The organism is Pseudomonas sp. (assembly GCF_050739935.1).
Classification (GTDB): domain Bacteria; phylum Pseudomonadota; class Gammaproteobacteria; order Pseudomonadales; family Pseudomonadaceae; genus Aquipseudomonas.
Genome location: NZ_JBOICF010000010.1, coordinates 81362 through 106166 on the forward strand (window position 1 = coordinate 81362; position 24805 = coordinate 106166).

Below are 24805 nucleotides of genomic sequence, written 5' to 3' on the forward strand. Positions count from 1 at the left end.
TGCCTCAATTCGTTGATTTTACTTAGCAGTGATTCAAGCACAGTGGATCTACCGGTGTCTGTGACCGGTTGCTAAGTTAGCCGCTCTTTTGCGTTCAGGATGAAACAGGAGGAGCTGATGACTGAAGCCAGAGCCCGGAAAAGCGTACGATTTCGCTTCCCCAAACACATGACGCCTTATGTCTTTGCGCTGTACATGGCGACGATCATGGCGTTTTTGATGTGCCTTGTGATCACCCTCGCTGAATTCGGGCTGACCGCAAACTATGTGGAAAATGTGATGAATGCCTACCGCGTGGCGATGCCTTCGGCCTTTGTCTGTGTGCTGGTGGTTCGGCCCATTGTCGTGCGTCTGGTCGGGTGGACGGTGCACGGGCATTGAGACGGTTGCCAGTCAGTTGGGCGCAGCGGCCCGCTTCCATCCGCAATATTCATGGCGGGAGGCGGCTCGCGCGGCCTCCGTGCCGTTTAGGCAGGGCCTACCGGCCCCACCAGCAACCGCCCAAACCCAGCGCGATGCTTCCTCCCAAAAACAAAACCGCCCTCATCACTGACGGCGGTCTCCTCACAACAACAGCACTTACCAACGACCTTGCCCACGATGATCAAAGTGACGGTCATAACCCCGACCGTGATACCCGCGAGGCGGCGGCGGGGCGAAGCGGCGATATTCCACCCGCTGCACCGGCACATAGGCCACTGGCTGATACACCGGCTGATAACGCGGCTGTGGCCGGTAATCCTGATAATGAGAGCGGTTGCGATCGTGGCCGGAACCGCTGATCACGGTCGCCAGCACTGCACCGACTGCCGCTCCGGCGATGACTGGCACCACCACATCGCGTTCACTCGCCGACGCTGCACCCGCAGCGACCAGGCAACCGGACAGGATCAAGGCTTGGGTCATCTTCGAAATCATGGTGTCTCCTCTGGCGAGATGTTTGGGTTCGCCATGGACCTATGAAACACCGTTTCCTCGTAAACGAACGTCCAGACTCCGTAAACGTTGAGTAAAGAGTCAACAAATCTACGGCGCTCCGGGAGGCTTTGCCGTCCATCGCGACATAATCGACGATGCCGTGAGCGGCCCATGACCGATCGGAGAAAACCAACCCACCAGCTTGCTGCCCAGGTAGTCGAGGCCCCAGTTATCGGCGGCGTAGCGAGCGGCATCGGTGATCTGGTTGTGCTTGAGCGCAACTTTCATCGAGGCTATTGATCAAGTCCAGCATCCTCGCCACCGGCTTCACGCTCGACTGCGGCTCGGAGGAGTGCGCGGATATGCCCGGTCACTGCCAGATTGACGTCCTTGCCCTCAATCTTGGCGCTTACTTCAAAGTCTCCACCGTTGCGCCGGCCATATTCAGCGTCGGTTTTTTGCAGACTGGCCGCAAGCTCGGCGGGTTTGTCGGTCAACAGCGTGGCGACCGATCTCGATGGGATTTGGTTAATCGCCACGCCGCCGGGCACGGTATGGCCGAACAGGGTTACGGTACCGGAATGGCAACGTTTCCACGTCGTAATACCGAGGGCCAGGGCGCTAAGATCACTTCGAATCGCCAGGGAATCACCGGGAACCCCCGTGGATGTGTCGTACTAAATGGCGAAAACGGCGCAGATTTGAAACAGCAGACGACCGCAGCCAACGAAATCGCTAATATCTCCGCCCTTGAACGGAGGGTGGTATTAATGCAAGGAATCGCTGACAAAATTCGGCACTATCGCAAGACTTTTCGGCCGCCGGTTTTTTATGCGCTGGACTCCTATGTCCTTTGGTTATCGGTGGCGCTCGCCTGCCTGATCATGGCCATACTGTTCGTGAATCTGTATCTACTGGTGGCCAGCGACATTCAATTGCTGCGGCCATGGGATCAAGCGTGGCTTTTCCTGTGCGAAATACCATTAATCTTCGGCATGCTTCAGGTCTATTTCCAAGGAGCCGAGCGACGGTTTCGACGCCTAAACCCGGCAATAAAACGCGTTAACTTCAGGACGCCTTACGCCTCGCTGGATAGCGAAAAACATGCCTATCTAAGAAACATTTTCAAGTCTGAAGATGACTTGCAGCAGCTTGCAAAACGGCTGATCGATGAATGGGAGTGGCGCCGTGAAGTCAAACGCCGGGCGCAGGATCCAATGTGGACTCACGCTATCGCGTTCTACCGGCTTCCGACAGGATCAAATTTCGCCGCGTACATGACGGGGCTCGTCGCCGTGGTTGCCGGTATCGTCATCGCGACTATCACTCCCGAGGCTGTCTTCGCCTCGATGGCGGACTATCTCGAAGATGCATGGTCGTTGATTCGACTGATGCTGTGGGTTGTGGTTATCCCTTTTGCGGCGTGCGTGCTGCCGGGTGCACTTATTATTTCTTTTGTAAAAGACCTGCTGGAACTCTTCATCGAAAGACTTAATGATCAGTACTTGAGTCAGAAAGCTTTTTACCGATTTATCTCTCAGATACTCGAACTACATGATCGAGAAGAACCGCTCCTGTTACGCAAAACTCGCGCGCAGGTTTACTGGACCATCAGGCTATGTATAACGCCGTTGCGGAATGTTCCTGCTGTATGGATGAGAATCAGAAGGACGCGGGTGCTGATGAGGCGTATGAAACGCAGCGGGGCGGTGATTTGACTCACAACTGAGAACTCCTTTCCCGCTTGTTAGGCATCAAGCCGCCTTCGGGGGAGGCGGCTCGTTGGTTTACTCGTTGATCCGCGGATGCTGCGCCACCAGCTCCTTGCGCTTGGCTTCAAGCTCGGCAATTTGCGCGTCGAGGTCTTCGATTTTCTGCTCGATGTTGTCGTGATGTTCCTGCAACAACTCTTTGGCCTCATGAATATCCGATGCCGATGGTGCCGCTCCGCGCAGGGGTTTGTTGGCGGTTTCTTTCATGGTCACGCCGGTCACCAGGCCAATCACCGCAACCACCATCAGGTAGTACGCCGGCATGTACAGGTTGTCGGTCGCTTCTACCAGCCAGGCCGCCAGGGTCGGGGTCAGGCCCGCGATCAATACCGAGACGTTGAAGGCGCTGGCCAGCGCACTGTAGCGGATGTGGGTAGGGAACATCGCGGGAAGGGTCGAGGCCATGACGCCGATGAAAAAATTGAGCACCACGGCGAGGATCAGCAATCCGGCGAAGATCAGCCCGATCTTGCCGCTGATGATCAGCATGAACGCCGGAATGGCGAGGATGAACAGGGCGATGCTGCCGACGATGATGAAGGGCTTGCGGCCAATCTTGTCGCTGATGAAGCCAATCAGGGGCTGGACGAACAGCATGCCGACCATGATTGCGATGATGATCAGCACGCCGCGGTTTTCGCTGTAGTGCAGGTTATGCGACAGGTAGCTGGGCATATAGGTTAGCAACATGTAATACGTAACGTTCGTTGCGACCACGATGCCGATGCAGGTGAGCAGGCTGCGCCAGTGCTTGGTCGCCACCTCCTTGAACGATACTTTCGGGCCATCCGACAGGCCTTCACGATCGCCCTGTTCGAGCTTTTCCACGTGCTGCTGGAACGCCGGAGTTTCTTCCAGGGCATTACGCAGATACAGCCCAAGCATGCCCAGAGGCAGAGCGACGAAAAACGGCAGACGCCAGCCCCATTCCTGGAACTGGTCTTCGCCAATGACGGTGGAAATCATCACCACCAGGCCGGCGCCGAGCACGAAGCCTGCGATCGACCCGAAGTCCAGCCAACTGCCAAGGAAGCCGCGTTTGCGGTCTGGAGCGTACTCGGCGACGAAGATCGAGGCGCCGGTGTACTCGCCGCCCACCGAAAAGCCTTGGGCCATCTTGGCCAGCAACAGCAGGATCGGCGCCCAGATACCGATCGAGGCGTAAGAGGGGATCAAACCGATCGCGGTGGTGCTGAGGGACATGATCACGATGGTCGCCGCCAAGACTTTCTGTCGACCGTATTTGTCGCCCAACGCCCCAAAAAACAGCCCACCCAGCGGGCGAATCAGAAATGGGACCGAGAAGGTCGCCAGCGCTGCGACCATCTGTACGCTGGGGTCAGCACCGGGAAAGAACACTTTGCCGAGCACGTAGGCGACAAAACCGTACACGCCGAAGTCGAACCACTCCATGGCATTGCCCAACGCAGCGGCAGTGATTGCTTTGCGCATCTTTGCGTCGTCGACGATGGTGATGTCGCTCAATCCAATCGGTTTGACTTTTTTCTTGCCTAATTTCATAGGGGCCACTCTGTTGCTGAATCGGTATTGCCTGGCGTCAATGCCATCGTTTTGGCGGCACAGCACTTTCCGATCAGATACATGAGGACACGAAATAATTCAGCGCCAAGCGGTATTTTTCGTGGGAAGGAATGATGGCGCGGATGGGGCAATAAATATCTTGGGAGTGAGTTTGCTCACTAAAGCCCTGTTTCAGCCGCCGAAGATGCAGGGGCCTGCCTGGCTATTGGTGAGCGAGCTCACTCCCACAAGTGGTCAGGCCAGCGACGTCAGCCGCTGTCCCGGCAGGGCATCAAGGCCGAATGTCAGCCTTGAACCATTTCTCCGAAAGACGCTTCACGGTTCCGTCCTCCAGCGCAGCGGTAAGGGCGCCGTTGAACTTCTCGCGAAGATCGTTATCGGCTTTGCGAAAGCCCAGCGCCTCGCCCGGACCCCAGATATCACCACCGATTTTCGGGCCGATCATTTTCACGGCGCTGTTATCGGGGCTTTCCAAAGCGGAGGTGAAAAAGGTCACGTCGTCAAAGGCGAAATCGATGCGCCCCGCGTTCAGGTCCAGCAGGTGCTCGGCGGATTTGCTGTATTCGCGAACGGTCGCGATGTCTTTGAAGTTCTCCTCGACGAATTTCGTGTAGGCGGTGCCTGATTGGATGCCCAGGGTTTTGCCCTTAAGCAACTCTTTCATCTTGTCCACCGCGGCTTTGTCCTTGGTCGGATCGCCGCTGAGTTTGATCACGTCATTGCTCGGCATGCTGGCGATGATCTTTGGATCGGCGCTGACGAAGACGGCCTGGGTATTGGCGTAGGGTTTGGAGAAGGCGATCTCTTTTTCCCGCTCCGGGGTGATGACGATGGCGTCCATCAGCACGTCGAATTTACCGGCGTTGAGCCCGGCGATCATGCCGTCCCAATCCTGAGCCTGCAGCTTGCATTCGATCTTGATGCGGGCGCAGACGTCCTTGAGCAATTCAGGTTCGAAACCGGAGATTTCCCCGCTTGGAAGGGTGATGTTCCAGGGCTCGTAGGCACCCTCGGTGGCGACCCGAACCGAAGTCCAGTCTTTGGCGAACGCCGCCGGGCCGAACAGGAGGCTGCTGCCCAATGCCGCACAGGCGAGGATTCTTCTCGTGACGTGGTAGGTGTGGCCCATGTGTTTCCCCATCTGATTTGTTTGAAAAAAGACTGGCAGGGTCAAGCTAGATCAAAAGCCGCGAATCGCTAATTTTTATTATGCCGCCGTGTCATCGGAGTTCAGTTGGGCAGCGCGCCCGTAAAAGCCGATCTGCTCTTCGGGGGTGAACATCACGCCAGGTTTTTCGTAATACGAGAACACCGCGACCATGCGTTCGCGCTGACCTTGTACGGGAGTGACCCGGTGCGCGGTATTTTTGCCACGAAACACATTCAGTGTGCCAGCACTCAAGCGCAGTTTCTGCACCTTGGGATCGCGACCTTCCAATAACTCGGCCACGCCTTCGTAGTTGGGATTGTCGGCAGTGCGCAGATCGGTGCGGTACTCGAACTCGCCGCCTTGCTCCGGCGCTTGAAGCATCAGCGTGGTGGTGAACTCCGAGCGGTCGAAGTGCCAGTTCAGGGTTTCGCCCTGGCGATAACTCATTACATTGACCCGCGCCAGGGGGTCGGCCATGACATACAACACAGGCTTTTCCATGACGGCGCTGAGAAACGACACCAGGGGCGGGTACTCGTAAACCTTGGTGACCAGGCTGTCCTTGAGTTGGTCGGCGCAGAGGGTATGGCTGACCGTCTCGATTTTTTTCAGCGCTGGGTGATCCGGCCGCAGCTCCGGAATTTGCGGCTTGAAGTAGATGTTGTGCGAGCGCTTGTGGGTGTGGGATTCGGCGTCCATGATCGGCTGAATCTGCGCGGCCGCCAGCGCGATGTTATCTGCCTGAATGAAGCCCTCAAGGCTGAACATGCCGTTGTGGGCCAATTCTGTCCGCGCCTTGTCGACCAGGGTGTTCCATGCCTCGGTGCCTTCTTGATCCAGAGGATAGCGCTGAAGATCGATGACGGTGTTCATGTCAGCCTCCCGAATAGGTTATGGCCTAAAGCTAACGTGGGAAAATCTTCGCGACAACGGCAAAAATTGTTAGCCTCCCCTCAGAAAAACTTTGGAGAGAGCATGGATGAAAAGACTGCCGCCGCTGAATGCCGTGAAAACGTTCGAAGTGGCTGCACGCCTGGCCAGCTTCGTGGCGGCGGGGAAGGAATTGGGTGTCTCTGCCGCCGCGGTGAGTCAGCAAGTCCGTCATCTCGAAGAGTATTTCGGCAAGAAGTTATTCGTACGCAGCGGCAATCGTCTGTCCCTGACCGATGCAGGACTGGCGATCTTTCCACAAACCTCCCGCGCCCTTGACGATATCGCTGCCATGACCGTGCGCTTGCTGGAAGGCGAGATGCGCACGCGGTTAATTGTCAGCGTGCCGTTTTCGTTGGCAGAAGTCTGGCTAGCGCCGAAACTGGCCGCGCTGCTGGAGAGCCATCCGCAGCTGTCGGTGGATGTGCGGGTCGAGGACGATCCGGTAGATCTGGCCCGGCACGATGTCGATATTCGCGTGAGCTACGGCGACTACCATTACCCGGTGCTTGAAGTGATTCCCCTCGTCCACGATCAGGTGGTGCCGCTGTGCGCGCCGGAACTCTGGTATCGCCATGGCAACAGTGATTTCGACCTCACGCGCGTTCACCCGAGTCTGTTCATCCATACCCAGTGGGGTCCGAACTATGCTTCCCACCCGACGTGGAGCGACTGGTATGCCAGTGAGATCGGCGAGGCGCCTCCTGATCCGGCGCTGGGTCGTCGCTCGGGTTTGTCGAGCCTGTCGATCACCCTGGCGAAGCTCGGCTGCGGAATCGCGCTAGGGCAGAAGCTCATCGCCCAGCCTGATCTGGCGGCGGGGCGTCTGATCGTATTGTCGGCCAGATCCCTGCCGCTCGGGCATCCTTACTGCGCCTTCGTGCCGGCGGAAAAACGCCAACGGCCCAATGTGCAGAACCTCATCGAACTGCTGGCAGGACAATAATTCGGTTGTTACGGCGTTACGCACTTTCATGGGGCCGGACGTTTCCCATTGCCCCGGCGTGAAGCGTCCCACAGCTATTCGATCACGAACTCCAGTTCCGCCTGTGGAACCTTATGGGTTGCAGATCGCCTGAACAGAGAGCTTGCACCACGCTTCATGCAGTGCTCGAAACAATCTGGCAACCAAATTGCATATGCTTGTAAAGACAAGTATGTATGGGTTCAGGGGTGTCCTCGGACGCCGGGCCTTTCACTGTTCGCGGTGGGAATAACGCTATGGATCTCTTTCAGCTGCTCAGCTTCGGCGACCACGGGTGGGGCGCGGCGCTGCTCAAAGCCGCAGGCATGACGGTTCTGCTGACCTTATCGGCGCTAGTGGTCGGGGCTGTGGCAGGAAGTGCGGTGGCGGCCGCGAAGCTCTCGCGCCGTCGACTGTTCCGCTATATCGGCGATATCTACTCGATCCTGTTTCGAGGCATTCCCGAACTGCTGGTGATCTACCTGTTCTACTTCGGCGGGGCCACCGTGATGGGTGCCGTCCACCACTGGTTCGGTGGCGAAGGCTTCGTCGACACGCCTCCGTTCCTGGTGGGCGCGCTGGCAGTAGGGCTGATTTCGGGGTCTTATCAGGCCGAAGTTTATCGAGGCGCGTACCTGGCCGTTGCCAAAGGCGAGCTGGAAGCTGCCCTGGCGATCGGCATGACCTGGGGCATGCGGGTCAGGCGCGTGCTGATTCCGCAAGTCTGGCGCTACGCGTTGCCGGGTCTGGGTAACGTCTGGCAACTGACCCTCAAGGATTCGGCGCTGATCTCGGTTATCGGACTTGTCGAGTTGATGCGCGCAAGCCAGGTCGCCGCCGGCTCCACGCGCCAATACTTCACCTTCTACATCGTCGGCGGGGCCTGTTACCTGATTCTCACCGGCCTGTCCGGGCGCCTGTTCAACATTGCCGAAACGCGCGTGCAGCGTACCCAACGCCGCAACCCGAACGCTTGAGTGGGGAACACCGATGATCGACTTTGCCTTTCTCAGCGACACCATGCTCAAACTGCTGGCCGCATTGCCCACGACACTGAGCCTGTTCTTTGCCAGTCTCTCCCTTGGTTTGCTGCTGTCATTGGGCGTGGTCGCCATGCGGGTCAGCCGCTGGCCGGTCCTGAGTTATCCGGCGCGCTTCTACATCATGCTGTTTCGCGGCACCCCGTTGCTGATCCAGATGTTCCTGATCTATTACGGACTGGGGCAATTCTCGGCCATTCGCAGCAGCTTCATGTGGGAAATCCTCAGGTCCCCCTACGGTTGCGCAGTGGTAGCCCTGGCGATGTGCACCGCCGGCTATACCGCCGAAATCATTCGCGGCGGCCTGCAAAGCGTACCCCCTGGCCAGATCGAGGCCGGTCTGGCGGTCGGCATGAGTCGCTGGACTCTGTTGTATCGGGTTATCGGTCCGGTCACGCTCCGTCAGGCGTTGCCTGCGTATTCCACCGAGGCGGTTCTGATGGTCAAGTCCACCGCGATCGCCAGCCTGGTGACAGTGTGGGATGTCACCGGCATCGCTCAGCAGATCATTCAGCGTACCTACCGCACCATGGAGGTTTTCCTGTGTGCCGCGCTGATTTATCTGGTGCTGAATTTCCTCATCGTTCGTTTCATGTCGTGGATCGAGTATCGGCTCTCCCCGCATCTGCGCGAGCGCCCTGTACAACGTGTGGTCGCCCCGGCCGCTGAAACGCCTTCATCCCTTTGATTGCCGCGGAGCCTTTCATGAATCAAACCTTCGAAACCGCGTTGTCGGTCAGCAACATCTGTAAGTCATTCGGCTCGGTTCAGGTGCTCAAGGGGATTTCGCTGGACGCCCATAGAGGCGACGTCATCTCCATTCTGGGGGCCAGCGGATCCGGCAAGAGCACCTTCCTGCGCTGCATCAATCTGTTGGAATCCCCCGACGAAGGCCGCATCGTGCTGGATGGCGAAGTCATCGAAATGAAACACAACGCCAGCGGACGCCTGCTGCCGAGCAACACGCGCCAGGTCGAGGCGATGCGCAGCAAGCTGGGCATGGTGTTCCAGAGTTTCAACCTGTGGTCGCACATGACTGTGTTGCAAAACATCATCGAAGGCCCGCTGCGGGTACTCAAGCGATCTCGCTCCGAATGCGTCGAAGAAGCCGAACAGTTGCTGCACAAAGTCGGCCTCTATGATCGTCGCGACTACTATCCCGCGCACCTTTCCGGCGGGCAGCAACAGCGGGTGGCGATTGCCCGCGCCCTGGCGATGAATCCGCAAGTGATGCTGTTCGACGAGCCCACATCGGCGCTGGACCCGGAACTGGTAGGCGAAGTGCTGAGGGTCATGCGCTCATTGGCGGAAGAGGGCCGGACCATGCTGGTCGTCACCCACGAAATGGGCTTCGCTCGGCATGTGTCGAACCGCGTCGTGTACATGGCCGAGGGCGTTATCGATGCCCAGGGCACGCCGGATGAATTGTTCGAAGGCCTGCCCACCGAGCGTTTCCGCCAATTCGTTGCCAGTCATAATCAGCGAGCCAACGACTGAAAGATTTGCGCACGATCCGCAGGCCATGGGTTGCCGTCGCCGCATCCATGTAGTGTAGTGACGACCCTTGTCGTTCGGCCCGGCCGTGTGGCATCACCTGATCGTTACGTGGAAGCTGCGGATGGCAGAGTCGAGTACCAAAATCATCACCACCGAAGGCCACGAGGCGCTGAAGAAAGAGCTGGACTATCTGTGGCGCGAGCATCGCCCGGACATCACGCAAAAGGTTGCCTGGGCGGCATCGCTCGGTGATCGCAGCGAGAACGCCGACTACCAGTACAACAAGAAGCTGCTGCGGGAGATCGATCGTCGAATCCGCTATCTGCGCAAGCGCTTGGAAGATATGCGGGTGGTGGCTTATTCGCCGGAGCAGGAAGGCCGGGTGTTTTTCGGTGCATGGGTGGAGATCGAGGACGAAGAGGGGGAGACCAAGCGTTTCCGCATCGTGGGTTATGACGAAATCTACGGGCGCATGGACTACATCTCCATCGATTCACCCATGGCTCGCGCGCTGCTGAAAAAAGAAGTGGGCGATGAACTGACGGTCAGGATTCCTGCCGGGGAGAAGCTCTGGTGGGTGACCAAAATCGAATACCAGGTCAGCGAGTAGTCACGAAAAAGGGCCGACACGCTGTGCGTCGGCCCCCTCCCTATCGAGCTTTATCCCTCGCGCAACACCGTCAGTGGACTGGCATTCAGCGCTCGACGCGTGCCAAACACGCCCGCGCCACCGACCAGCAGCGCGCCGATCAGCGGCAGCACCAGCAGCCACGGGTGTGGTGACCACTGCAGACTGAACGCGGAGCGATAAAGCGCAAAGCTCACCAGCTCGCAACCGAGCGCCGCCAGCACCCCGCTGACCGCCCCCAGCAGACCAAATTCGATGCGTCGTGCCTTGATCAGCAGCGTGCGGTTGGCGCCCAGTGCCCTAAGCAACGCACCTTGGCGAATGCGTTCGTCAAGCGTCGCCTGAAGACCCGAGAACAGCACCGCCAGCCCCGCTGCCAGCACAAACAGCAACACATACTGCACCGCCAGCGTGACCTGATCGAGAATGCTGCGCAGTTGCTCCAGCAGCGCCTCCACTTGCAGGATCGTCACCGCCGGAAAGGCACGGGATAGCTCGACGATCTGCTGATCGTGACCGGGAGGCAGGTAGAAGCTGGTCAGGTAAGTGGTTGGTACATCCTTGAGCGTGCCGGGCTGGAAGATCACGAAGAAGTTCGGCTGGAAGGTATCCCAGTTAATGTCACGCAGGCTGGTGACCTTGACTTCATGATTGGCGCCGCCGATCACAAAGCTCAGGGTGTCGCCGAGCTTGATGTTCAGACTGTTGGCGAGTTTGGTTTCCACCGAAACGCCGGGAATGCTGTCAGCGGCGGGCAGTTGATCATTCCACCACTGGCCCTCGGTGATGCTGTTGCCCTCCGGCAGATTGGCCGACCACGTCAGGTTGAGGTCACGCTGAGTCGCGTTCTCGCCCCGTGAATCCTTGGTCACGAACTTGCTCACCGGCTCGCCGTTGATGCTCATCAGACGTCCCGGGATCATCGGATACAGCGGCGCGCTGTGGGTCGACAGGCGAGTCATGCGCTCGGCGAAATTGTCACGCTCGGTGGGCAGGATATTCAGCGCGAAGTAGTTGGGCGCATCTTTCGGCAGCTGGTTTTGCCAGGTGTCGAGCAACTCGCCGCGTAACAGGGCGATCAATCCCATGGACAGCAGGATCAGGCCGAACGCCAGGGATTGCCCGGCCGCCGCCATGGGGTGACGCAGCAGTTGGCCAAGGCCCAGGCGCCACGGCAGCGAAGCGTTGGCCAGCAGCCGGCGCAGGCTTTGCAACGTCAGCAGCAGGATGCCGCCGAGCACCAGCGCCGCGATCAGGCCACCGCCAAGCAGGGCGAACGTGAGCACCAGATCCAGGCTCAGGCGCCACATGATCAGCCCCAGTGCAAACAGCGCTGCGCCATAGACCAGCCAGGTGCTGGCGGGAATCGGCAGCATGTCGCGGCGCAACACCCGCAGTGGCGGCACGCGACCCAGAGCTGCCAGCGGCGGCAAGGCAAAACCGGCCAAGGCGACCAGCCCGGTGCCGATGCCGGCCAACGCCGGCAGCCAGCCCCCCGGCGGAACCGCTGCCGGCAAAAGATCTTCCAGCAGGTAAAACAGACCCAGTTGCGCGAACCAGCCGAGCAGGGCGCCGGTTACGCTGGCGGCGATGCCGAGCATCGCCAGCTGCATACCGAACAGCACCAACGCTTCGTTACGCGACAGGCCAAGGCAGCGCAACAGCGCACTGGCGTCGAAACGCCGCACCGCGAAGCGCGCCGCCGACAACGCAACGGCAACGCCTGCCAGCAGCACGGCCACCAGGCTTGCCATGTTCAGGTAACGCTCGGCCTTGCCCAGTGCGCCGCCAATCTGCTGATTGCCATCGCGGGCATCGTCGATTTTCTGATTAGGCGCCAGTCCGGGTTCCACAGCCTTGCGATAGGCCGCCAGCGCCTGCGGCGTGCCGCGCCACAGATCGCGAAAGTTGACCCGGCTGCCCGGCTGCACGACCTTGGTCGCTTCAAGATCGGCCATGTTGATCATGACCCGCGGCGTCAGGCTGTAGAAATTACCGGCGCGATCGGGTTCGTAAGTGAGTACGCGGGTGAGTTTCAGGGTCGTGGAGCCGACGTCGATGCTGTCACCGACCTTCAGATTCAGCGCCACCAGAATTCGCGCTTCGGCCCAGGCTTCACCGGGTTGGGGCTCGCCGCCGCTGACTTCCGGCTGATAAGGCGCCTCGGCGCTCTTCAGCTCGCCACGCAGGGGATAGGCCGCATCCACCGCCTTCACGCTGGCAAGCTGAATGCCGTTGTCGGTGGCGACCACGCTGGAAAAGATGACGATCTGCGAGTGGTCGAGCCTGAGCGCCGCTCCGGCCTCGATCTGCTCGGGTTTGGCGGGCGTTGAGCCGCTTAAAATCAGGTCCGCACCGAGAAATTCAGTGGCGCGCAGCAGCATCGCGCTGTTCAGTCGCGAGCCGAAATAACCGATGGCGGTGCTGGCGGCAACCGCCACCACCAGGGCGAAGAACAGCACACGCAGTTCGCCGGCGCGGGCGTCGCGCATCAATTGGCGGGCGGCGAGGCTCAGCAGTCGGGCAAGCGGCAGACGTGCCATCAAGGCTCCATAGGGGCGACCAGGCGGCCACCTTCAAGACGGATCAGGCGCCGGCAACGGTGAGCCAGGCGTTCATCGTGGGTCACGAGCACCAGCGTGGTATTGCGCTCTTGGTTCAGCTCGAACAACAGGTCGCTGATGCGCTCGCCGGTGTGGCTGTCGAGGTTGCCGGTGGGCTCGTCGGCGAACAGTACGTCGGGCTCGGCGGCAAAGGCGCGGGCGATGGCAACGCGTTGCTGCTCACCCCCCGATAACTGTTTGGGCGTGTGAGTCAGGCGCTGACCGAGACCGACGCGCTCCAGCAGGTGGCGCGCCTGCTCGCGGGCGTCTTTGCGGCCTTCCAGTTCCATGGGCAGCATGACGTTTTCCAGCGCGTTGAGGCTGTCCAGCAATTGAAAAGACTGAAAGACGAAACCCACGTGTTCGGCGCGAACCCTGGCGCGCTGGTCTTCATCCAGCTCACTGAGATTGCGCCCCGACAGCGTCACCGAGCCTGCGCTGGGCAGGTCCAGACCGGCGAGCAGGCCGAGCAGGGTGGATTTGCCGGAACCGGAGGCGCCGACGATGGCCAGGGTATCGCCCTTGTTTAGTTCCAGGGAGAGTTCGTGCAGGATGGTCAAGTCACCTTCGGTGCTTGGGACCACTTTGCTGAGGTTCCGAGCACTGAGAATACTTTCGCTCATGGAGAATCCGATGCGTGCGTGGTTTTTAAGTGCTGGCCTGGGTTTGCTGCTGTTGTCTCAAGGAGCCATGGCAGGCACGGTTTTGATCGTTGGGGATAGTATCAGCGCGGCTTTCGGCCTGGATACCCGTTTGGGCTGGGTGAGTCTTCTGGAGAAGCGCCTGGCAGAGCAGGGCTACAAGGACAAGGTGGTCAATGCATCCGTCAGCGGCGACACCAGTGCCGGAGGTCAGGCGCGGCTGCCGGCGCTGCTCGCGCAGCATAAGCCGGATCTGGTGATCCTCGAATTGGGGGGCAATGATGGCCTGCGGGGTCAACCTCCTGCGCAATTGCAACAAAATCTTGCGTCGATGATCGACAGTTCGCGTGCGGCGGGGGCCAAGGTGTTGCTGCTGGGGATGCAGATTCCACCCAACTATGGCGCGCGTTACACCACGGCGTTCAAAGAGGTCTACAGCAACCTGGCCAGCGAGAAGAAGGTTGCTCTGGTGCCGTTCATGCTCGAAGGCGTCGGTGGTGTGCCTGAGTATACGCAGGCGGATGGGTTACATCCGGCGGCCAATGCTCAGGCTCGATTATTGGAGAATGTTTGGCCGCAGCTGAAGGCGCTTCTTTAAGTTGGAGTTTTGGCGTTGGGGTCTGGAGCATATCCATAATCTTGGTTGGCGCTGATAGGGGGTCACAGCTCTTCGCTACAGTTCGACCTACGGTAGGAGCCGGCTTGCTGGCGAAGGCGGTAGGTCAGTTGCAGATGGGTTGGCTGACCCAGCTCCTACAGGTTGTGCGGGGTATCGGGATTTATCGCATGGCGCAATCCTGTGGCCGTGCGGCTCGCCGGCAGCGATCTTGCGGACGCCACGCCTGCCAACCGTGCTGCTACAGTTCTTTTTCGCGATAGTCCAGACACCGCAGAACTCGACCCGGGTACGAGCCTAATGCAGGCCTCGTTGGAGTGAGGGAACCCGGCGCAGGAGGGCCAAACCAGGAGCAGGCACCCTTGGTTGCTTGGGGTTGGTCCGGCATTCCGGCTTTTCCAAGTAACTCGACGAAGTCGAAACGCTTATGCCGTCAGGCAGAACCGTAATCAGCATCGCGCCGATAATGGATTTACACGCGTTTCCAAAGCCAACCTCGACCCACCACAACCGCCAAAATTAAAGCCCTCCAGCCCTTTTCCCAACGAAGCCTTTCGGCTAATGTGGCGCCCCCGATCCGGAGCCCCCTGATGCGCCGCCCTGCCTGGTCCCTTTTCGCCTATCAATTGATCGAGCCTGACGAGCAGCTCGACCTGTTCGCGTGCCAGGAAGTTCGTGTACATCTCGTCGCCCGGCAGCTGGAACTGGCCGGTTCCGCCGACCGCACTCTCTGCGGTACTCTGCTGCCCGCCCAACCACGCTGGTCCAACGTCGAGCAGGCGATTTATCAGGATGAGCGCCTGTGTCCACTGTGCCGGGCAATCATCGATGCGCAGCGCAGGGGTTGGCATCCGATCTGGCCGGAGCTGGACCAGACCCTGTAAAAGCGATTACACCGTGTAAGCCATCGCGCCTACTCCCGAAGGCCCCGGCGTGCGTGTACAATCGCGCTCATTCAAGCCTTCCGCTTACCCAAGGATTCCCCGGATGTTGTCGCGCATTCCAGCTTTCGCCCGCTGTCTGTCGCTCGCTGCACTGTGTGCGGCCGGCCCTGTCTCCGCTCTGGAGTTTCCGTTGCCACCGCCAGGCGAAGACATCATCGGCCAGGTGCAGACCGTCACCGCCAAGTACGAAGACACCTTTGCTGACCTGGGCACCCAGTACGATCTGGGCTATCTGGAAATGATCGCGGCCAACCCGGGCGTCGATGCATGGCTGCCGGGCGCCGGCACTCAGGTGATTCTGCCGACCCGTTTCATCCTGCCGCCGGGGCCGCGCGAAGGTATCGTCATCAACCTCGCCGAATACCGTTTGTATTACTACCCGAAAGGCCAGAACGTGGTGTACACCTTCCCGCTGGGTATCGGCCGCGAAGGCTGGGGCTCGCCGGTTTCCACCACCAAGGTGACCGCCAAGACCCCGAACCCGACCTGGACCCCGCCAGCGTCGGTCAAGGCCGAGCACGCTGCCGATGGTGACATCCTCCCGAACGTGGTGCCTGCTGGCCCGGACAACCCCTTGGGGCCGTTCAAGTTCGGCCTGGGCTTGCCGGGCTACCTGATCCACGGCTCGAACAAGAAGTTCGGCATCGGCATGCGAACCAGCCACGGTTGCTTCCGCATGTACAACAACAACGTGCTGGAAATGGCTGACATGGTTCCGATTGGTACACCCGTACGCATCATGAACGAGCCTTACAAGTTCGGTGTCAGCGGCGGCAAGGTGTACCTCGAGGCGCATACGCCCCTGGACGAAAGCGGCAACCCTTCGGTGGTCGACAAGCACACCGCCGTTATCAACGCGCTGCTCAAGCGCGAAGACCTGGCCAACAGCCTGCGTATCAATTGGGATGAAGTGCGTGACGTAGTGGCTGCCGAGGATGGCATGCCTGTCGAAATCGCGGTGCCAGGCGTGCAGGCTCCGGTTGTTAACGATGCGCCGGTGACATTGCAATAAGTCTGGTTCGACGCCGATACCCGTCCACCGGGCTCTGGAGACAGGGCAGGGTGAACGGGTTTTTTATCGCCTGAAGAATCGTTCGAGGACAGGTTGTCCTCACAAAAAACGGGCAACAAAAAAGCCGATCCGAAACCGGACCGGCTTATCAATAATCCCGAGGGACTATTACTTGCGGCTTGCCTTGTCGAGCATGCGCAGAGCGCGCTCGTTGGCTTCGTCAGCAGTTTGCTGAGCTTTCTGGGCAGCAGCCAGAGCTTCATCAGCCTTGCGATAGGCTTCATCGGCACGAGCTTGCGAACGAGCGGCTGCGTCTTCAGTTGCAGTCAGACGAGCTTCAGTTTCTTTGGATGCACTGCTGCAACCGGTAGCCAGAACTGCGGCCAGGGCCAGAGCAGAGAATTTCAGAACGTTGTTCATCGTGTTCCCCTTAAAGGACTTCTATCAAATTAGTCATCTCTCGAAAATGAGAAAATGACCGGCGTACATACTACTCATTGTTTGTAGTAAGTAAACGGACTAAGCGCAAGAACCGCATAAAATTCTTTGCTTAGAAAGGCTTCCGTGCAACTCCTCACGTTTTTTCTCGAAAAAACCCCGGCGCTGCCAGGCGAAACGTCTGTCAGTGGGCCAGATGCAAATGAGCAGAGCGGCGTGTTCCCGAGATCGTCAAGCGGGTCGGCGATGTGCCCGCGGGCTCTGGAGCCTGCAAAGGTTTAACCGCGTGCAGCCTTTTTTGTATAGACGATGATCGGTCATGACGCTCGTTCTGTGCTGCTTGAGTGACTCAAGCACGCCGTTTGCGTCTCAATGGACATTCACTGGAGGCTTCAGGTTCAACCGGCAGAGCGGTCAGATGTGCGGCAGCGCGTATTGCCCTCGATTCCCTTGAGCAGATTCGGCAATGGCGCCTACTATTCGGGGTGCTCGTTTGTTGAGCAGAAGCGGGCTTCTGGGTGTCCCAAATAGGCACGAGGTGGCGTTGCAGGTGACAAGAAAAAGTCGTGAGCGAAGGCAAGACCAGGTAAAAACCGGCGCAGTAAAATCGCGAAAGTGTTCTCAATGAGCATTTTTATCCGGTGTTTTAGGACCATATTGCTGCTCACGTCGTTTTCACGCCGCCTGATAGTTCCTTCGCCGGACAAACATCGGTAAGGTAGGGGTCAAATTCCAAGACCCGCGAGGAGTAGTGATGAGCGAGGCGTTGTCTATCCACCATGACGAGACCGGTCACCAGTTCGAGATCAACATCGACGGTCACCGCGCCTATCTGACGTATATGGATCTGGGGAAGCAGACCCTGGATATCTATCGTACGTTCGTTCCCAACGCACTGCGGGGGCGAGGCATAGCCGCGGCCTTGACCGAGGTTGCGCTTGATTATGCCGAGAGTAACGGCTACACCGTCATCCCGTCGTGCTCATATGTCGAGCGCTATATGGAGCGCAATCAGCGACAGGCGGCGAAGATCTGACCAGACGCGTCAGATGATATTTTGAAATGCCATCCCCGCAATGAAGAACGCCGAGCGTATGCTCGGCGTTGTCGTTTCCAAAGCCCTGATCAGCCACGCTTGCGCTTGGGCAACACGTCCTTGAGCTTGGCGTGCATGCTGCGCAAGGTCTTCTCGGTAGCTTCCCAGTCAATGCAGGCGTCGGTGATCGATACGCCGTATTCCAAGTCCGCGAGATCCTTCGGAATCGACTGCGCACCCCATTTCAGATGGCTTTCGACCATCAGACCGATGATCGACTCGTTGCCTTCCAGAATCTGGTTCGCGACGTTCTCGATGACCAGCGGCTGCAAGGCAGGGTCCTTATTGGAGTTGGCGTGGCTGGCGTCGACCATGATGTTCGGCTTGATCTTCGCCTTGTTCAGCGCCTGTTCGCACAGGGCAACGCTGACCGAATCATAGTTCGGCTTGCCGTTACCACCGCGCAGCACCACGTGACCATAGGCGTTGCCCTTGGTGGTGACGATGGAGACGCCACCTTCCTGGTTGATACCCAGGAAACGGTGCGGGCTGGAGACTGACTGCAGGGCGTTGATCGCCACGGTCAGACCGCCATCGGTGCCGTTCTTGAAACCGACCGCCGATGACAGCCCGGAAGCCATTTCTCGGTGGGTCTGGGATTCCGTTGTGCGCGCACCAATGGCTGACCAACTGATCAGATCCTGCAGGTATTGCGGGGAGATCGGGTCCAGGGCCTCGGTGGCGGTCGGCAGGCCTTTTTCGGCCAGATCCAGCAGCAACTGACGGCCGATGTGCAAGCCGTCCTGAATCTTGAAGGAGTCGTCCAGGTACGGGTCGTTGATCAAGCCTTTCCAGCCGACAGTCGTGCGCGGTTTTTCGAAATACACGCGCATGACCAGATAAAGGGTATCGGACAGTTCCGCAGCCAGCGCCTTGAGGCGTTCGGCGTATTCATGGGCGGCATTGATGTCGTGGATCGAGCATGGCCCGATCACGATGAACAGGCGGTGGTCCTTGCCATCGAGAATGTTGCGGATAACTTCGCGGCCCTGGCTCACGGTTGCCTGGGCGGCAGCGGTGAGAGGAATTTCGCGCTTGAGCTGATCCGGAGTGATCAGTGTCTCGTTGGAAGCAACGTTGAGGTCGTCAATCGGTAAATCAGCCATCGTGTTACTCATCAGGTCACGGGTGCTGGCCGCCTACGGCGGAGCTCAGCATGGTTGAGCGCAGCGGGGAGCGGAACCTTAGCGCGTTAACCCGTGCTTCGACAATGGGTAAACGTGGCTTTCGTCCAACAGGCGCGGCATTCTCGGACGCATTTTCCGTTTGAGCGGTCAGTCGTCAGGCCCGAAGTTTGTAAACTGCCGCTTGTGTGCGGATATAGTGTGCCGCAGACCCAGGGGAGATTGGCGTGGATCAACTGCAACTGACGGATTTCGACGTGGATCAGCAATTGCTGACGCTGCCCGGGGTTTCGCTGCTGATATTCACCAGCCTCGGCTGTTCCAGTTGCCGTTGGGCACGACAGCATTTGCCAGAGCAGACATTGCCGGTTGAGCGGTTGTGCTGGATCGATGCTGAGGAGAATGGCGGGGCCGTGCAGCGTTATGGTGTTTTTCACCTACCGACGCTGTTCGTCGTGCGCGACGGCGAATTCTATGGCGCGTTGCGTTGCAAGCTTTCTGCCGAAGCCATTATCCAAGGGCTTGATCAGTCGCTGGCGCGAGCACCCGACGATTTACCTTGAAAAACCACTGCCTTGAGCGTGCCGCCATCAATGGAAAAGGCAGTTTCGCGAATGAATTTAACCCCTCCTGGGATGGGGTATTACACGGCCGGCAGCTTTCATTGTGATGGATTGAGGGAAAAATGATGTCCAACGACCTGACCAAGAAAACCGCAGGCAGCAAACTGGTATTGGCGATTTCCTCGCGGGCACTGTTCGATCTGCGGGAAAGCCACGCGATCTACGTGAGCGATGGCGTGGCGGCTTACCGGCAGTACCAGATCGACCACGAAGACGAGGTGCTGGAGCCTGGTGATGCCTTTTTGCTGGTGGAAAAACTGCTGAGCCTGAACGCCAGCCTGACTCACTCGCGAGTGGAAGTGGTCCTGGTATCACGCAACAGTGCCGATACCGGGCTGCGGGTCTTCAACTCCATTCAGCATTACGGTCTGGACATTTCCCGGGCGGCATTCGTCGGTGGTCGTAGCCCGTTTCCGTATCTGGCGGCTTTCGGCAGTCACCTCTTCCTTTCCACACATGCCGAGGACGTGCGCAGCGCGCTGGATGCGGGCTTTGCCGCGGCAACCATTCTTTCCGGGGGTGCCCGACGCGCCGCCAGTGCGGAACTGCGTATCGCCTTCGACGGCGATGCGGTGCTGTTTTCCGACGAATCCGAACGCATCTATCAGTCCGGCGGCCTGCAAGCCTTTCAGGCCAGTGAGCGCGAAGCGGCGCGGCTGCCGCTGCCTGGTGGTCCATTCAAACCCTTTCTCGCGGCTCTGAACCTGCTGCAGCGTGAGTTTCCGGAAGAGTCGTGCCCGATTCGCACCGCCCTGGTCACCGCTCGCTCGGCGCCGGCCCACGAACGGGTCATCCGCACCTTGCGCGAGTGGGACATTCGTCTGGATGAATCGCTGTTTCTCGGCGGTCTGGAAAAATCGGCGTTTCTGGAGGCATTTGCAGCGGACGTCTTCTTCGACGACCAGCCCGGTCATTGCGAGAAAGCGCGTGACGTAGTGGCCACCGGTCACGTACCCCATGGCATCAGCAATGAGCTAAAACAGTGAATCTTTAGACCGGAAAGCTGTATCGAACCGGCTGATTCGTCCGCGCGCTGCTACTCTCAGTTGAGTCTGCGCCTGTCATGCTTGCCTGGAGGTCACATGATTCGCTCGATGTTGTTTGCCACGGACCTCGGTCTTTATGCGCCATACGTCCTGCAGCATGCACTGGCTCTGGCCCGAACGTTCAATGCGGAGCTGCATGTGATTCATGTCGTCGAACCCATGGGGCTGTTCGCCGAATCCGTGCTTCAAAGCTATCTGGCCGAAGACGTGCTCAGGGAGCTGCACAGCGAGGGCGTCAATACGGTCATCGAAGGCATCGAGCTGCGGATGTTGGCCGGTTTTCGTGATGAGCTGGGGGAGGATAACCAGGATCTGGAGTTGATCCGCAGCGTGCGCGTCGTGCAGGGCGACCCGTCCAACGTGATTCTCGAGCAGGCGCAACGGCTTGAGGTCGATTTGCTTGTGGTCGGCAGTCACAGCCACGGTGCCGAGGGGGATACACCGATCGGGCGCACGGCGGCGCGGGTTTTACAGCTTTCAGAAGTGCCGGTGTACATGGTGCCGATGCTACAGAACCGCGCCGGGGGTTAAGGGTATACGGGAAATTATGACGGCATTGAAAAAGCTGCGTGCCATTACCGAATAAAAGTGATAAAAAGTTCTAGATTTGCCTTCCTGACCATTAATCCAGTTATATACCGTCGCTGATGCCCGTGGCGTCTTCCGGCTTTGAGGGATACATATGAAGCTTCAACAATTGCGCTACATCTGGGAAGTGGCGCACCACGACCTCAACGTCTCGGCGACGGCGCAGAGCCTTTATACCTCGCAACCGGGTATCAGCAAGCAGATCCGTCTGCTGGAAGATGAGCTGGGGGTCGAGGTATTTGCGCGCAGCGGCAAGCATCTGACCCGCGTGACGCCGGCCGGCGAACGCATTATCACCACTGCGGGGGAAATCCTGCGCAAAGTCGAGAGCATCAAGCAGATCGCTCAGGAGTTCTCCAACGAGAAGAAAGGCACCCTGTCGATCGCCACCACTCACACCCAGGCGCGTTATGCGCTGCCACCCGTGATCAGCAATTTCATCAAACAGTACCCGGACGTCGCGCTGCACATGCATCAGGGCTCACCGATGCAGATCGCCGAGATGGCCGCCGATGGCACCGTTGATTTCGCCATTGCCACCGAAGCGCTGGAGCTGTTCGGCGATCTGGTGATGATGCCGTGCTACACGTGGAACCGCTGCGTGGTCGTACCGCAGGGGCACCCCCTGACCAAGCTGCCGAAACTGACCCTGGAAATCCTCGCCGAATACCCGATCGTCACGTATGTGTTCGGTTTCACCGGTCGCTCCAAGCTCGACGAAGCCTTCAGCCATCGCGGGCTGACGCCCAAGGTGGTATTCACCGCAGCTGACGCCGACGTGATCAAGACTTACGTTCGTCTGGGCCTGGGTGTCGGCATCGTCGCCAAGATGGCCGTGGATCCCAAGCTGGACAGCGATCTGGTGGTATTGGATGCCAGCGAGCTGTTCGAGGCCAGCATCACCAAGATTGGCTTCCGCCGCGGCACATTCCTGCGCGGCTTCATGTGCGATTTCATCGAGAAATTCGCTCCGCACCTGACCCGCGACGTGATGGCCAAGGCCATCCAGTGTCACAACAAGCAGGAACTCGAAGAGCTGTTCGACGGCGTTGTCCTGCCGGAGCATTGATTCGGTCAAGCTGACGTGTAAAAACCTGTGGGAGCGAGTTCATTCGCGAAGCATGGGTACAGCCGATAGATCTTTATCGGTTGTACCGCCACTTCGCGAATGAATTCGCTCCCACAGTTTCGATCGCAGACCGTCAGGCTTTGGTGATCAAATTCCCCGAATGCAGCCCGCATTCCTTTTGCGTCGCTTCTTCCCACCACCAGCGACCTTCGCGCTCATGCTGATTCGGCAGGACAGGGCGCGTGCACGGTTCGCAACCGATACTGATGAAACCACGCTCGTGCAGGCTGTTGTAGGGCAGTTCCAGCATGCGGATGTAATTCCAGACGTCTGCGCTGCTCATCTGCGCCAGCGGGTTGAACTTGTATAGCGTGCGCTCCGGCGTGGAGAACGCGCTGTCGATTTCGACCACAGCCACGTTGTTGCGGGTGCTCGGGCTCTGGTCGCGACGCTGGCCGGTGGCCCAGGCCTTCACATCGCTGAGCTTGCGCCGCAGTGGTTCGATCTTGCGTATCCCGCAGCATTCGCCGTGACCGTCTTTGTAGAAGCTGAAAAGGCCCTTTTCCTTGACGAGAGGCTCCAGTTTTTCCCGGTCAGGGGAGACGATATCGATGGCGATGTTGTACTGCTCGCGAACCTGGTCGATGAAACGGTAGGTTTCCGGGTGCAGACGGCCAGTGTCCAGACTGAACACCTTGACGTTCTTGTTGATCTTCCAGGCCATGTCCACCAACACCACGTCTTCGGCGCCACTGAAGGAAAGCCACAGCTCGTCGCCGAAGTGCTGGAAGGCAAATTTGAGGATGTCATAGGCGGATTTATCGGCGTAGGTCGCGGCAATCTCGGCGACGTCGAAGGGATGGCTCATCAGGCGGCTTCCTAATATGAATTGGCGCTTAGGCGCTCGTAATGGCGCAGATGGTATCAAAAACCTACGCTCGTTTGCCTGAATCCTCCGGTGCGTGGACAGAGTGTGAGGGGCGATCGGCGTAGGCCGCAGATGCCATGACTGACGCGCCTTGTAGGAGACGTCGGAGGTTACGACGGCAGCGAACGCGATAGGTCATGCAATGCACTTATATCTGATCCACCGCATTCGCCACTGTCGCAAACTCCAGCGGCTTCTACAGATTCCGTTGGTCATAATCCCTCGGCGCGGCAACATGAAAATATGGATCACAACGCTTCAAGGGTACTCAGCAAAACCCGCACCTTGGTAATGGACTCCTGATACTCCGCCTCCCAGTCCGAGTCGGCGACGATGCCGCCGCCACCCCAGCAGGCGATCCGACCGCTCTGGGCCAAGAGGCTGCGGATGGCGATGGAACTGTCCATTTCGCCTCGAACGTCCAGATACAGCAGCGACCCGCAATACAACGCGCGGCGAGTGGGTTCCAGTTCGTCGATGATCTGCATCGAGCGGATTTTCGGCGCGCCGGTAATCGAACCGCCGGGGAAACTGCCGCCGATCAGGTCCAGGGCGTCCTTGCCCGTCGCCAGTTCACCGGTGACGGCACTGACCAGATGGTGCACGTTCGGATAGCTTTCCAGGCTGAACAATTCGGGGACTTTCACCGAACCGATGCGACAGGTGCGTCCCAGATCGTTGCGCAACAGGTCGACGATCATCAGGTTTTCAGCGCGATCTTTTTCGCTCGCCAGCAGTTCTTTGGCGTATGCCGCATCTTCGACGGCATCCCTGCCTCGGGGGCGAGTGCCCTTGATCGGGCGGGTTTCGACCTGCCGCTGGCTGACTTTGACGAAGCGCTCAGGCGACAGACTCAGGATCGCATCGCCCGCTGGCAAACCCAGGTAACCGGCGAACGGAGTCGGACAGGCGAGGCGCAATGCCTGATACGCCGTCCATGGATCGCCGCTGTAACTGGCGCGAAAGCGCTGGGCGAAATTCACCTGATAGCAATCGCCTGCCTGAATGTAGGCGTGGATTTGCTCGATGGCCTGTCGGTATTGCTCAGCGCTGGTGTCCGGCGCGAAGGGTTGAGTGAGGTTGAAGGCCGCATCGGCAGGGGTGTGCGGATGCTCGAACAGGTCGATCAAACGTTGACGTTCGTCATTACCAAGGGTGGGATGGAAAACCAGTTCGGTGGTGCATTGCTGGTGATCACTGATCAGCGCCCAGGCGTACAACCCCAGTTGTGCCGAGGGCAAATACAGGTCATCGACGGCCAGGCTCGGCAGCGGTTCAAGCAAGCGGCCGAAATCATAGGCCAGATACCCCATCATTCCGCCAGCGAAAGGCAGTGGGCTGTTGTCGGGTAGATCGGCGTGCCCCATGGCGGCCAGACTGTCGCGCAGTCGGTGCAGAAACACCGCGCCGCTTTCCTCTGAGCCGGGGATGAATGTCTCAACGGGCCAGGCGCTGAGAATGTCGAAACGGCCTCGGTCCGCCGCAGGTCGGCCGCTGTCGAGCAGAACGGCGCCAGGCGCGCGATGAACCAGAGAAAAATACCCGGCCGGGTCGACGTGGTAGGCGAGCGGGTGTACGGAACAGGTTGGCATGCGAGGGAAATCAGTCGTGGTGCGCGGAGGGCGATTGTAGTCTT

The 24805-nt window shown here is 59.0% G+C and carries 24 protein-coding genes and 1 pseudogene; 14 read left to right on the forward strand and 11 right to left on the reverse strand.

The window, feature by feature from the left end:
- The first annotated feature begins 117 nt into the window (after positions 1–117).
- Positions 118–381 (forward strand): DUF2798 domain-containing protein, encoded by a 264-nt coding sequence (locus ACRER8_RS01055; RefSeq protein ID WP_431744520.1) that lies wholly within the window; start codon positions 118–120, stop codon positions 379–381.
- A gap of 198 nt (positions 382–579) precedes the next feature.
- Here ACRER8_RS01055 and ACRER8_RS01060 read toward each other — a convergent pair whose 3' ends face one another.
- The 5 genes and pseudogenes from ACRER8_RS01060 to ACRER8_RS01080 all read right to left on the reverse strand — a co-directional run bounded on the left by ACRER8_RS01060 (position 580) and on the right by ACRER8_RS01080 (position 6255).
- A complete protein-coding gene (locus ACRER8_RS01060) occupies positions 580–918 on the reverse strand; it encodes a hypothetical protein (protein WP_431744521.1) in 339 nt (112 codons plus the stop codon).
- 103 nt (positions 919–1021) lie between these two features.
- A pseudogene (locus ACRER8_RS01065) lies at positions 1022–1472 on the reverse strand (dipeptidase); the annotation flags it as partial.
- Between the two features lie 1233 nt (positions 1473–2705).
- Positions 2706–4211: a glycine betaine/L-proline transporter ProP gene (proP, locus tag ACRER8_RS01070; protein WP_431744522.1), complete on the reverse strand. Its 1506-nt coding sequence runs from the start codon at positions 4209–4211 to the stop codon at positions 2706–2708.
- A gap of 292 nt (positions 4212–4503) precedes the next feature.
- Positions 4504–5361 (reverse strand): transporter substrate-binding domain-containing protein, encoded by an 858-nt coding sequence (locus ACRER8_RS01075; RefSeq protein ID WP_431744523.1) that lies wholly within the window; start codon positions 5359–5361, stop codon positions 4504–4506.
- 78 nt (positions 5362–5439) lie between these two features.
- A complete protein-coding gene (locus ACRER8_RS01080; RefSeq protein WP_431744524.1) occupies positions 5440–6255 on the reverse strand; it encodes a HalD/BesD family halogenase in 816 nt (271 codons plus the stop codon).
- Positions 6256–6361: 106 nt separating this feature from the next.
- Between ACRER8_RS01080 and ACRER8_RS01085 the strand changes: the two genes are divergently transcribed.
- The 5 genes from ACRER8_RS01085 to greB all read left to right on the forward strand — a co-directional run bounded on the left by ACRER8_RS01085 (position 6362) and on the right by greB (position 10423).
- On the forward strand, positions 6362–7258 hold the full coding sequence (locus ACRER8_RS01085; protein ID WP_431744525.1) for a LysR substrate-binding domain-containing protein: 897 nt from the start codon (positions 6362–6364) through the stop codon (positions 7256–7258).
- Positions 7259–7533: 275 nt separating this feature from the next.
- Positions 7534–8253, forward strand: coding sequence for an ABC transporter permease (locus ACRER8_RS01090; RefSeq protein ID WP_431744526.1), 720 nt, complete (start codon positions 7534–7536; stop codon positions 8251–8253).
- Between the two features lie 13 nt (positions 8254–8266).
- Positions 8267–9004 (forward strand): ABC transporter permease, encoded by a 738-nt coding sequence (locus tag ACRER8_RS01095; protein ID WP_431744527.1) that lies wholly within the window; start codon positions 8267–8269, stop codon positions 9002–9004.
- Between the two features lie 17 nt (positions 9005–9021).
- Entirely contained in the window at positions 9022–9813 is a 792-nt protein-coding gene (locus ACRER8_RS01100) for an ABC transporter ATP-binding protein (RefSeq protein WP_431744528.1), read from the forward strand.
- A gap of 121 nt (positions 9814–9934) precedes the next feature.
- Entirely contained in the window at positions 9935–10423 is a 489-nt protein-coding gene (gene greB / locus ACRER8_RS01105; protein ID WP_431744529.1) for a transcription elongation factor GreB, read from the forward strand.
- A 50-nt stretch (positions 10424–10473) separates the two neighbouring features.
- On the opposite strand, the gene ACRER8_RS01110 is transcribed toward greB, so the two are convergent.
- Both ACRER8_RS01110 and ACRER8_RS01115 read right to left on the reverse strand, forming a co-directional pair.
- Positions 10474–12984, reverse strand: a complete 2511-nt coding sequence (locus tag ACRER8_RS01110; protein WP_431744530.1) for an ABC transporter permease — start codon at positions 12982–12984, stop codon at positions 10474–10476.
- Positions 12984–13667: an ABC transporter ATP-binding protein gene (locus tag ACRER8_RS01115; RefSeq protein WP_431744531.1), complete on the reverse strand. Its 684-nt coding sequence runs from the start codon at positions 13665–13667 to the stop codon at positions 12984–12986. Before ACRER8_RS01115 ends, ACRER8_RS01110 begins: the two co-directional genes overlap by 1 nt.
- A 10-nt stretch (positions 13668–13677) precedes the next feature.
- Here ACRER8_RS01115 and ACRER8_RS01120 point away from each other — a divergent pair, with 10 nt between their 5' ends.
- The 3 genes from ACRER8_RS01120 to ACRER8_RS01130 all read left to right on the forward strand — a co-directional run bounded on the left by ACRER8_RS01120 (position 13678) and on the right by ACRER8_RS01130 (position 16257).
- Complete coding sequence (locus ACRER8_RS01120) at positions 13678–14283, forward strand: arylesterase (RefSeq protein ID WP_431744548.1); 606 nt, start codon at positions 13678–13680, stop codon at positions 14281–14283.
- A 608-nt stretch (positions 14284–14891) separates the two neighbouring features.
- On the forward strand, positions 14892–15185 hold the full coding sequence (locus ACRER8_RS01125) for a hypothetical protein (RefSeq protein WP_110949709.1): 294 nt from the start codon (positions 14892–14894) through the stop codon (positions 15183–15185).
- Between the two features lie 103 nt (positions 15186–15288).
- Positions 15289–16257, forward strand: a complete 969-nt coding sequence (locus ACRER8_RS01130; protein WP_431744532.1) for a L,D-transpeptidase family protein — start codon at positions 15289–15291, stop codon at positions 16255–16257.
- Positions 16258–16425: 168 nt separating this feature from the next.
- Here ACRER8_RS01130 and oprI read toward each other — a convergent pair whose 3' ends face one another.
- Positions 16426–16677: an outer membrane lipoprotei OprI gene (gene oprI, locus ACRER8_RS01135; RefSeq protein ID WP_003199355.1), complete on the reverse strand. Its 252-nt coding sequence runs from the start codon at positions 16675–16677 to the stop codon at positions 16426–16428.
- Positions 16678–17449: 772 nt separating this feature from the next.
- Here oprI and ACRER8_RS01140 point away from each other — a divergent pair.
- A complete protein-coding gene (locus ACRER8_RS01140; protein ID WP_110949711.1) occupies positions 17450–17731 on the forward strand; it encodes a GNAT family N-acetyltransferase in 282 nt (93 codons plus the stop codon).
- An 89-nt stretch (positions 17732–17820) separates the two neighbouring features.
- Here ACRER8_RS01140 and ACRER8_RS01145 read toward each other — a convergent pair whose 3' ends face one another.
- Positions 17821–18897, reverse strand: a complete 1077-nt coding sequence (locus ACRER8_RS01145) for a 3-deoxy-7-phosphoheptulonate synthase (protein ID WP_431744533.1) — start codon at positions 18895–18897, stop codon at positions 17821–17823.
- 245 nt (positions 18898–19142) lie between these two features.
- On the opposite strand from ACRER8_RS01145, the gene ACRER8_RS01150 reads away from it, so the two are divergent.
- The 4 genes from ACRER8_RS01150 (at position 19143) to cysB (ending at position 22241) form a co-directional block, all read left to right on the forward strand.
- Positions 19143–19478 carry a thioredoxin family protein gene (locus ACRER8_RS01150; protein WP_431744534.1) on the forward strand — a complete coding sequence of 112 codons (336 nt, stop codon included), beginning with the start codon at positions 19143–19145 and terminating at the stop codon, positions 19476–19478.
- Positions 19479–19603: 125 nt separating this feature from the next.
- Positions 19604–20524 (forward strand): 5'-nucleotidase, encoded by a 921-nt coding sequence (locus ACRER8_RS01155; protein WP_431744535.1) that lies wholly within the window; start codon positions 19604–19606, stop codon positions 20522–20524.
- Positions 20525–20620: 96 nt separating this feature from the next.
- Positions 20621–21115 (forward strand): universal stress protein, encoded by a 495-nt coding sequence (locus ACRER8_RS01160; RefSeq protein ID WP_431744536.1) that lies wholly within the window; start codon positions 20621–20623, stop codon positions 21113–21115.
- Positions 21116–21266: 151 nt separating this feature from the next.
- Complete coding sequence (gene cysB / locus ACRER8_RS01165) at positions 21267–22241, forward strand: HTH-type transcriptional regulator CysB (protein WP_062382408.1); 975 nt, start codon at positions 21267–21269, stop codon at positions 22239–22241.
- A gap of 133 nt (positions 22242–22374) precedes the next feature.
- Here cysB and ACRER8_RS01170 read toward each other — a convergent pair whose 3' ends face one another.
- On the reverse strand, positions 22375–23109 hold the full coding sequence (locus ACRER8_RS01170) for a phosphoadenylyl-sulfate reductase (RefSeq protein WP_431744537.1): 735 nt from the start codon (positions 23107–23109) through the stop codon (positions 22375–22377).
- Positions 23110–23417: 308 nt separating this feature from the next.
- Positions 23418–24761, reverse strand: a complete 1344-nt coding sequence (gene pabB, locus ACRER8_RS01175) for an aminodeoxychorismate synthase component I (protein ID WP_431744538.1) — start codon at positions 24759–24761, stop codon at positions 23418–23420.
- Positions 24762–24805 lie beyond the last annotated feature (44 nt).

Coding starts and splice junctions, on each gene's coding strand:
- ACRER8_RS01095 (WP_431744527.1), top strand. CDS start 8,267: ATGATCGACTTTGCCTTTCTCAGCGACACCATGCTCAAACTGCTGGCC.
- oprI (WP_003199355.1), bottom strand. CDS start 16,677: ATGAACAACGTTCTGAAATTCTCTGCTCTGGCCCTGGCCGCAGTTCTG.
- pabB (WP_431744538.1), bottom strand. CDS start 24,761: ATGCCAACCTGTTCCGTACACCCGCTCGCCTACCACGTCGACCCGGCC.
- ACRER8_RS01080 (WP_431744524.1), bottom strand. CDS start 6,255: ATGAACACCGTCATCGATCTTCAGCGCTATCCTCTGGATCAAGAAGGC.
- ACRER8_RS01125 (WP_110949709.1), top strand. CDS start 14,892: ATGCGCCGCCCTGCCTGGTCCCTTTTCGCCTATCAATTGATCGAGCCT.
- ACRER8_RS01115 (WP_431744531.1), bottom strand. CDS start 13,667: ATGAGCGAAAGTATTCTCAGTGCTCGGAACCTCAGCAAAGTGGTCCCA.
- ACRER8_RS01085 (WP_431744525.1), top strand. CDS start 6,362: ATGAAAAGACTGCCGCCGCTGAATGCCGTGAAAACGTTCGAAGTGGCT.
- cysB (WP_062382408.1), top strand. CDS start 21,267: ATGAAGCTTCAACAATTGCGCTACATCTGGGAAGTGGCGCACCACGAC.
- ACRER8_RS01170 (WP_431744537.1), bottom strand. CDS start 23,109: ATGAGCCATCCCTTCGACGTCGCCGAGATTGCCGCGACCTACGCCGAT.
- ACRER8_RS01130 (WP_431744532.1), top strand. CDS start 15,289: ATGTTGTCGCGCATTCCAGCTTTCGCCCGCTGTCTGTCGCTCGCTGCA.
- ACRER8_RS01160 (WP_431744536.1), top strand. CDS start 20,621: ATGATTCGCTCGATGTTGTTTGCCACGGACCTCGGTCTTTATGCGCCA.
- ACRER8_RS01055 (WP_431744520.1), top strand. CDS start 118: ATGACTGAAGCCAGAGCCCGGAAAAGCGTACGATTTCGCTTCCCCAAA.
- ACRER8_RS01140 (WP_110949711.1), top strand. CDS start 17,450: ATGAGCGAGGCGTTGTCTATCCACCATGACGAGACCGGTCACCAGTTC.
- ACRER8_RS01155 (WP_431744535.1), top strand. CDS start 19,604: ATGTCCAACGACCTGACCAAGAAAACCGCAGGCAGCAAACTGGTATTG.
- ACRER8_RS01110 (WP_431744530.1), bottom strand. CDS start 12,984: ATGGCACGTCTGCCGCTTGCCCGACTGCTGAGCCTCGCCGCCCGCCAA.
- ACRER8_RS01145 (WP_431744533.1), bottom strand. CDS start 18,897: ATGGCTGATTTACCGATTGACGACCTCAACGTTGCTTCCAACGAGACA.
- greB (WP_431744529.1), top strand. CDS start 9,935: ATGGCAGAGTCGAGTACCAAAATCATCACCACCGAAGGCCACGAGGCG.
- proP (WP_431744522.1), bottom strand. CDS start 4,211: ATGAAATTAGGCAAGAAAAAAGTCAAACCGATTGGATTGAGCGACATC.
- ACRER8_RS01100 (WP_431744528.1), top strand. CDS start 9,022: ATGAATCAAACCTTCGAAACCGCGTTGTCGGTCAGCAACATCTGTAAG.
- ACRER8_RS01075 (WP_431744523.1), bottom strand. CDS start 5,361: ATGGGCCACACCTACCACGTCACGAGAAGAATCCTCGCCTGTGCGGCA.
- ACRER8_RS01090 (WP_431744526.1), top strand. CDS start 7,534: ATGGATCTCTTTCAGCTGCTCAGCTTCGGCGACCACGGGTGGGGCGCG.
- ACRER8_RS01120 (WP_431744548.1), top strand. CDS start 13,678: ATGCGTGCGTGGTTTTTAAGTGCTGGCCTGGGTTTGCTGCTGTTGTCT.
- ACRER8_RS01060 (WP_431744521.1), bottom strand. CDS start 918: ATGATTTCGAAGATGACCCAAGCCTTGATCCTGTCCGGTTGCCTGGTC.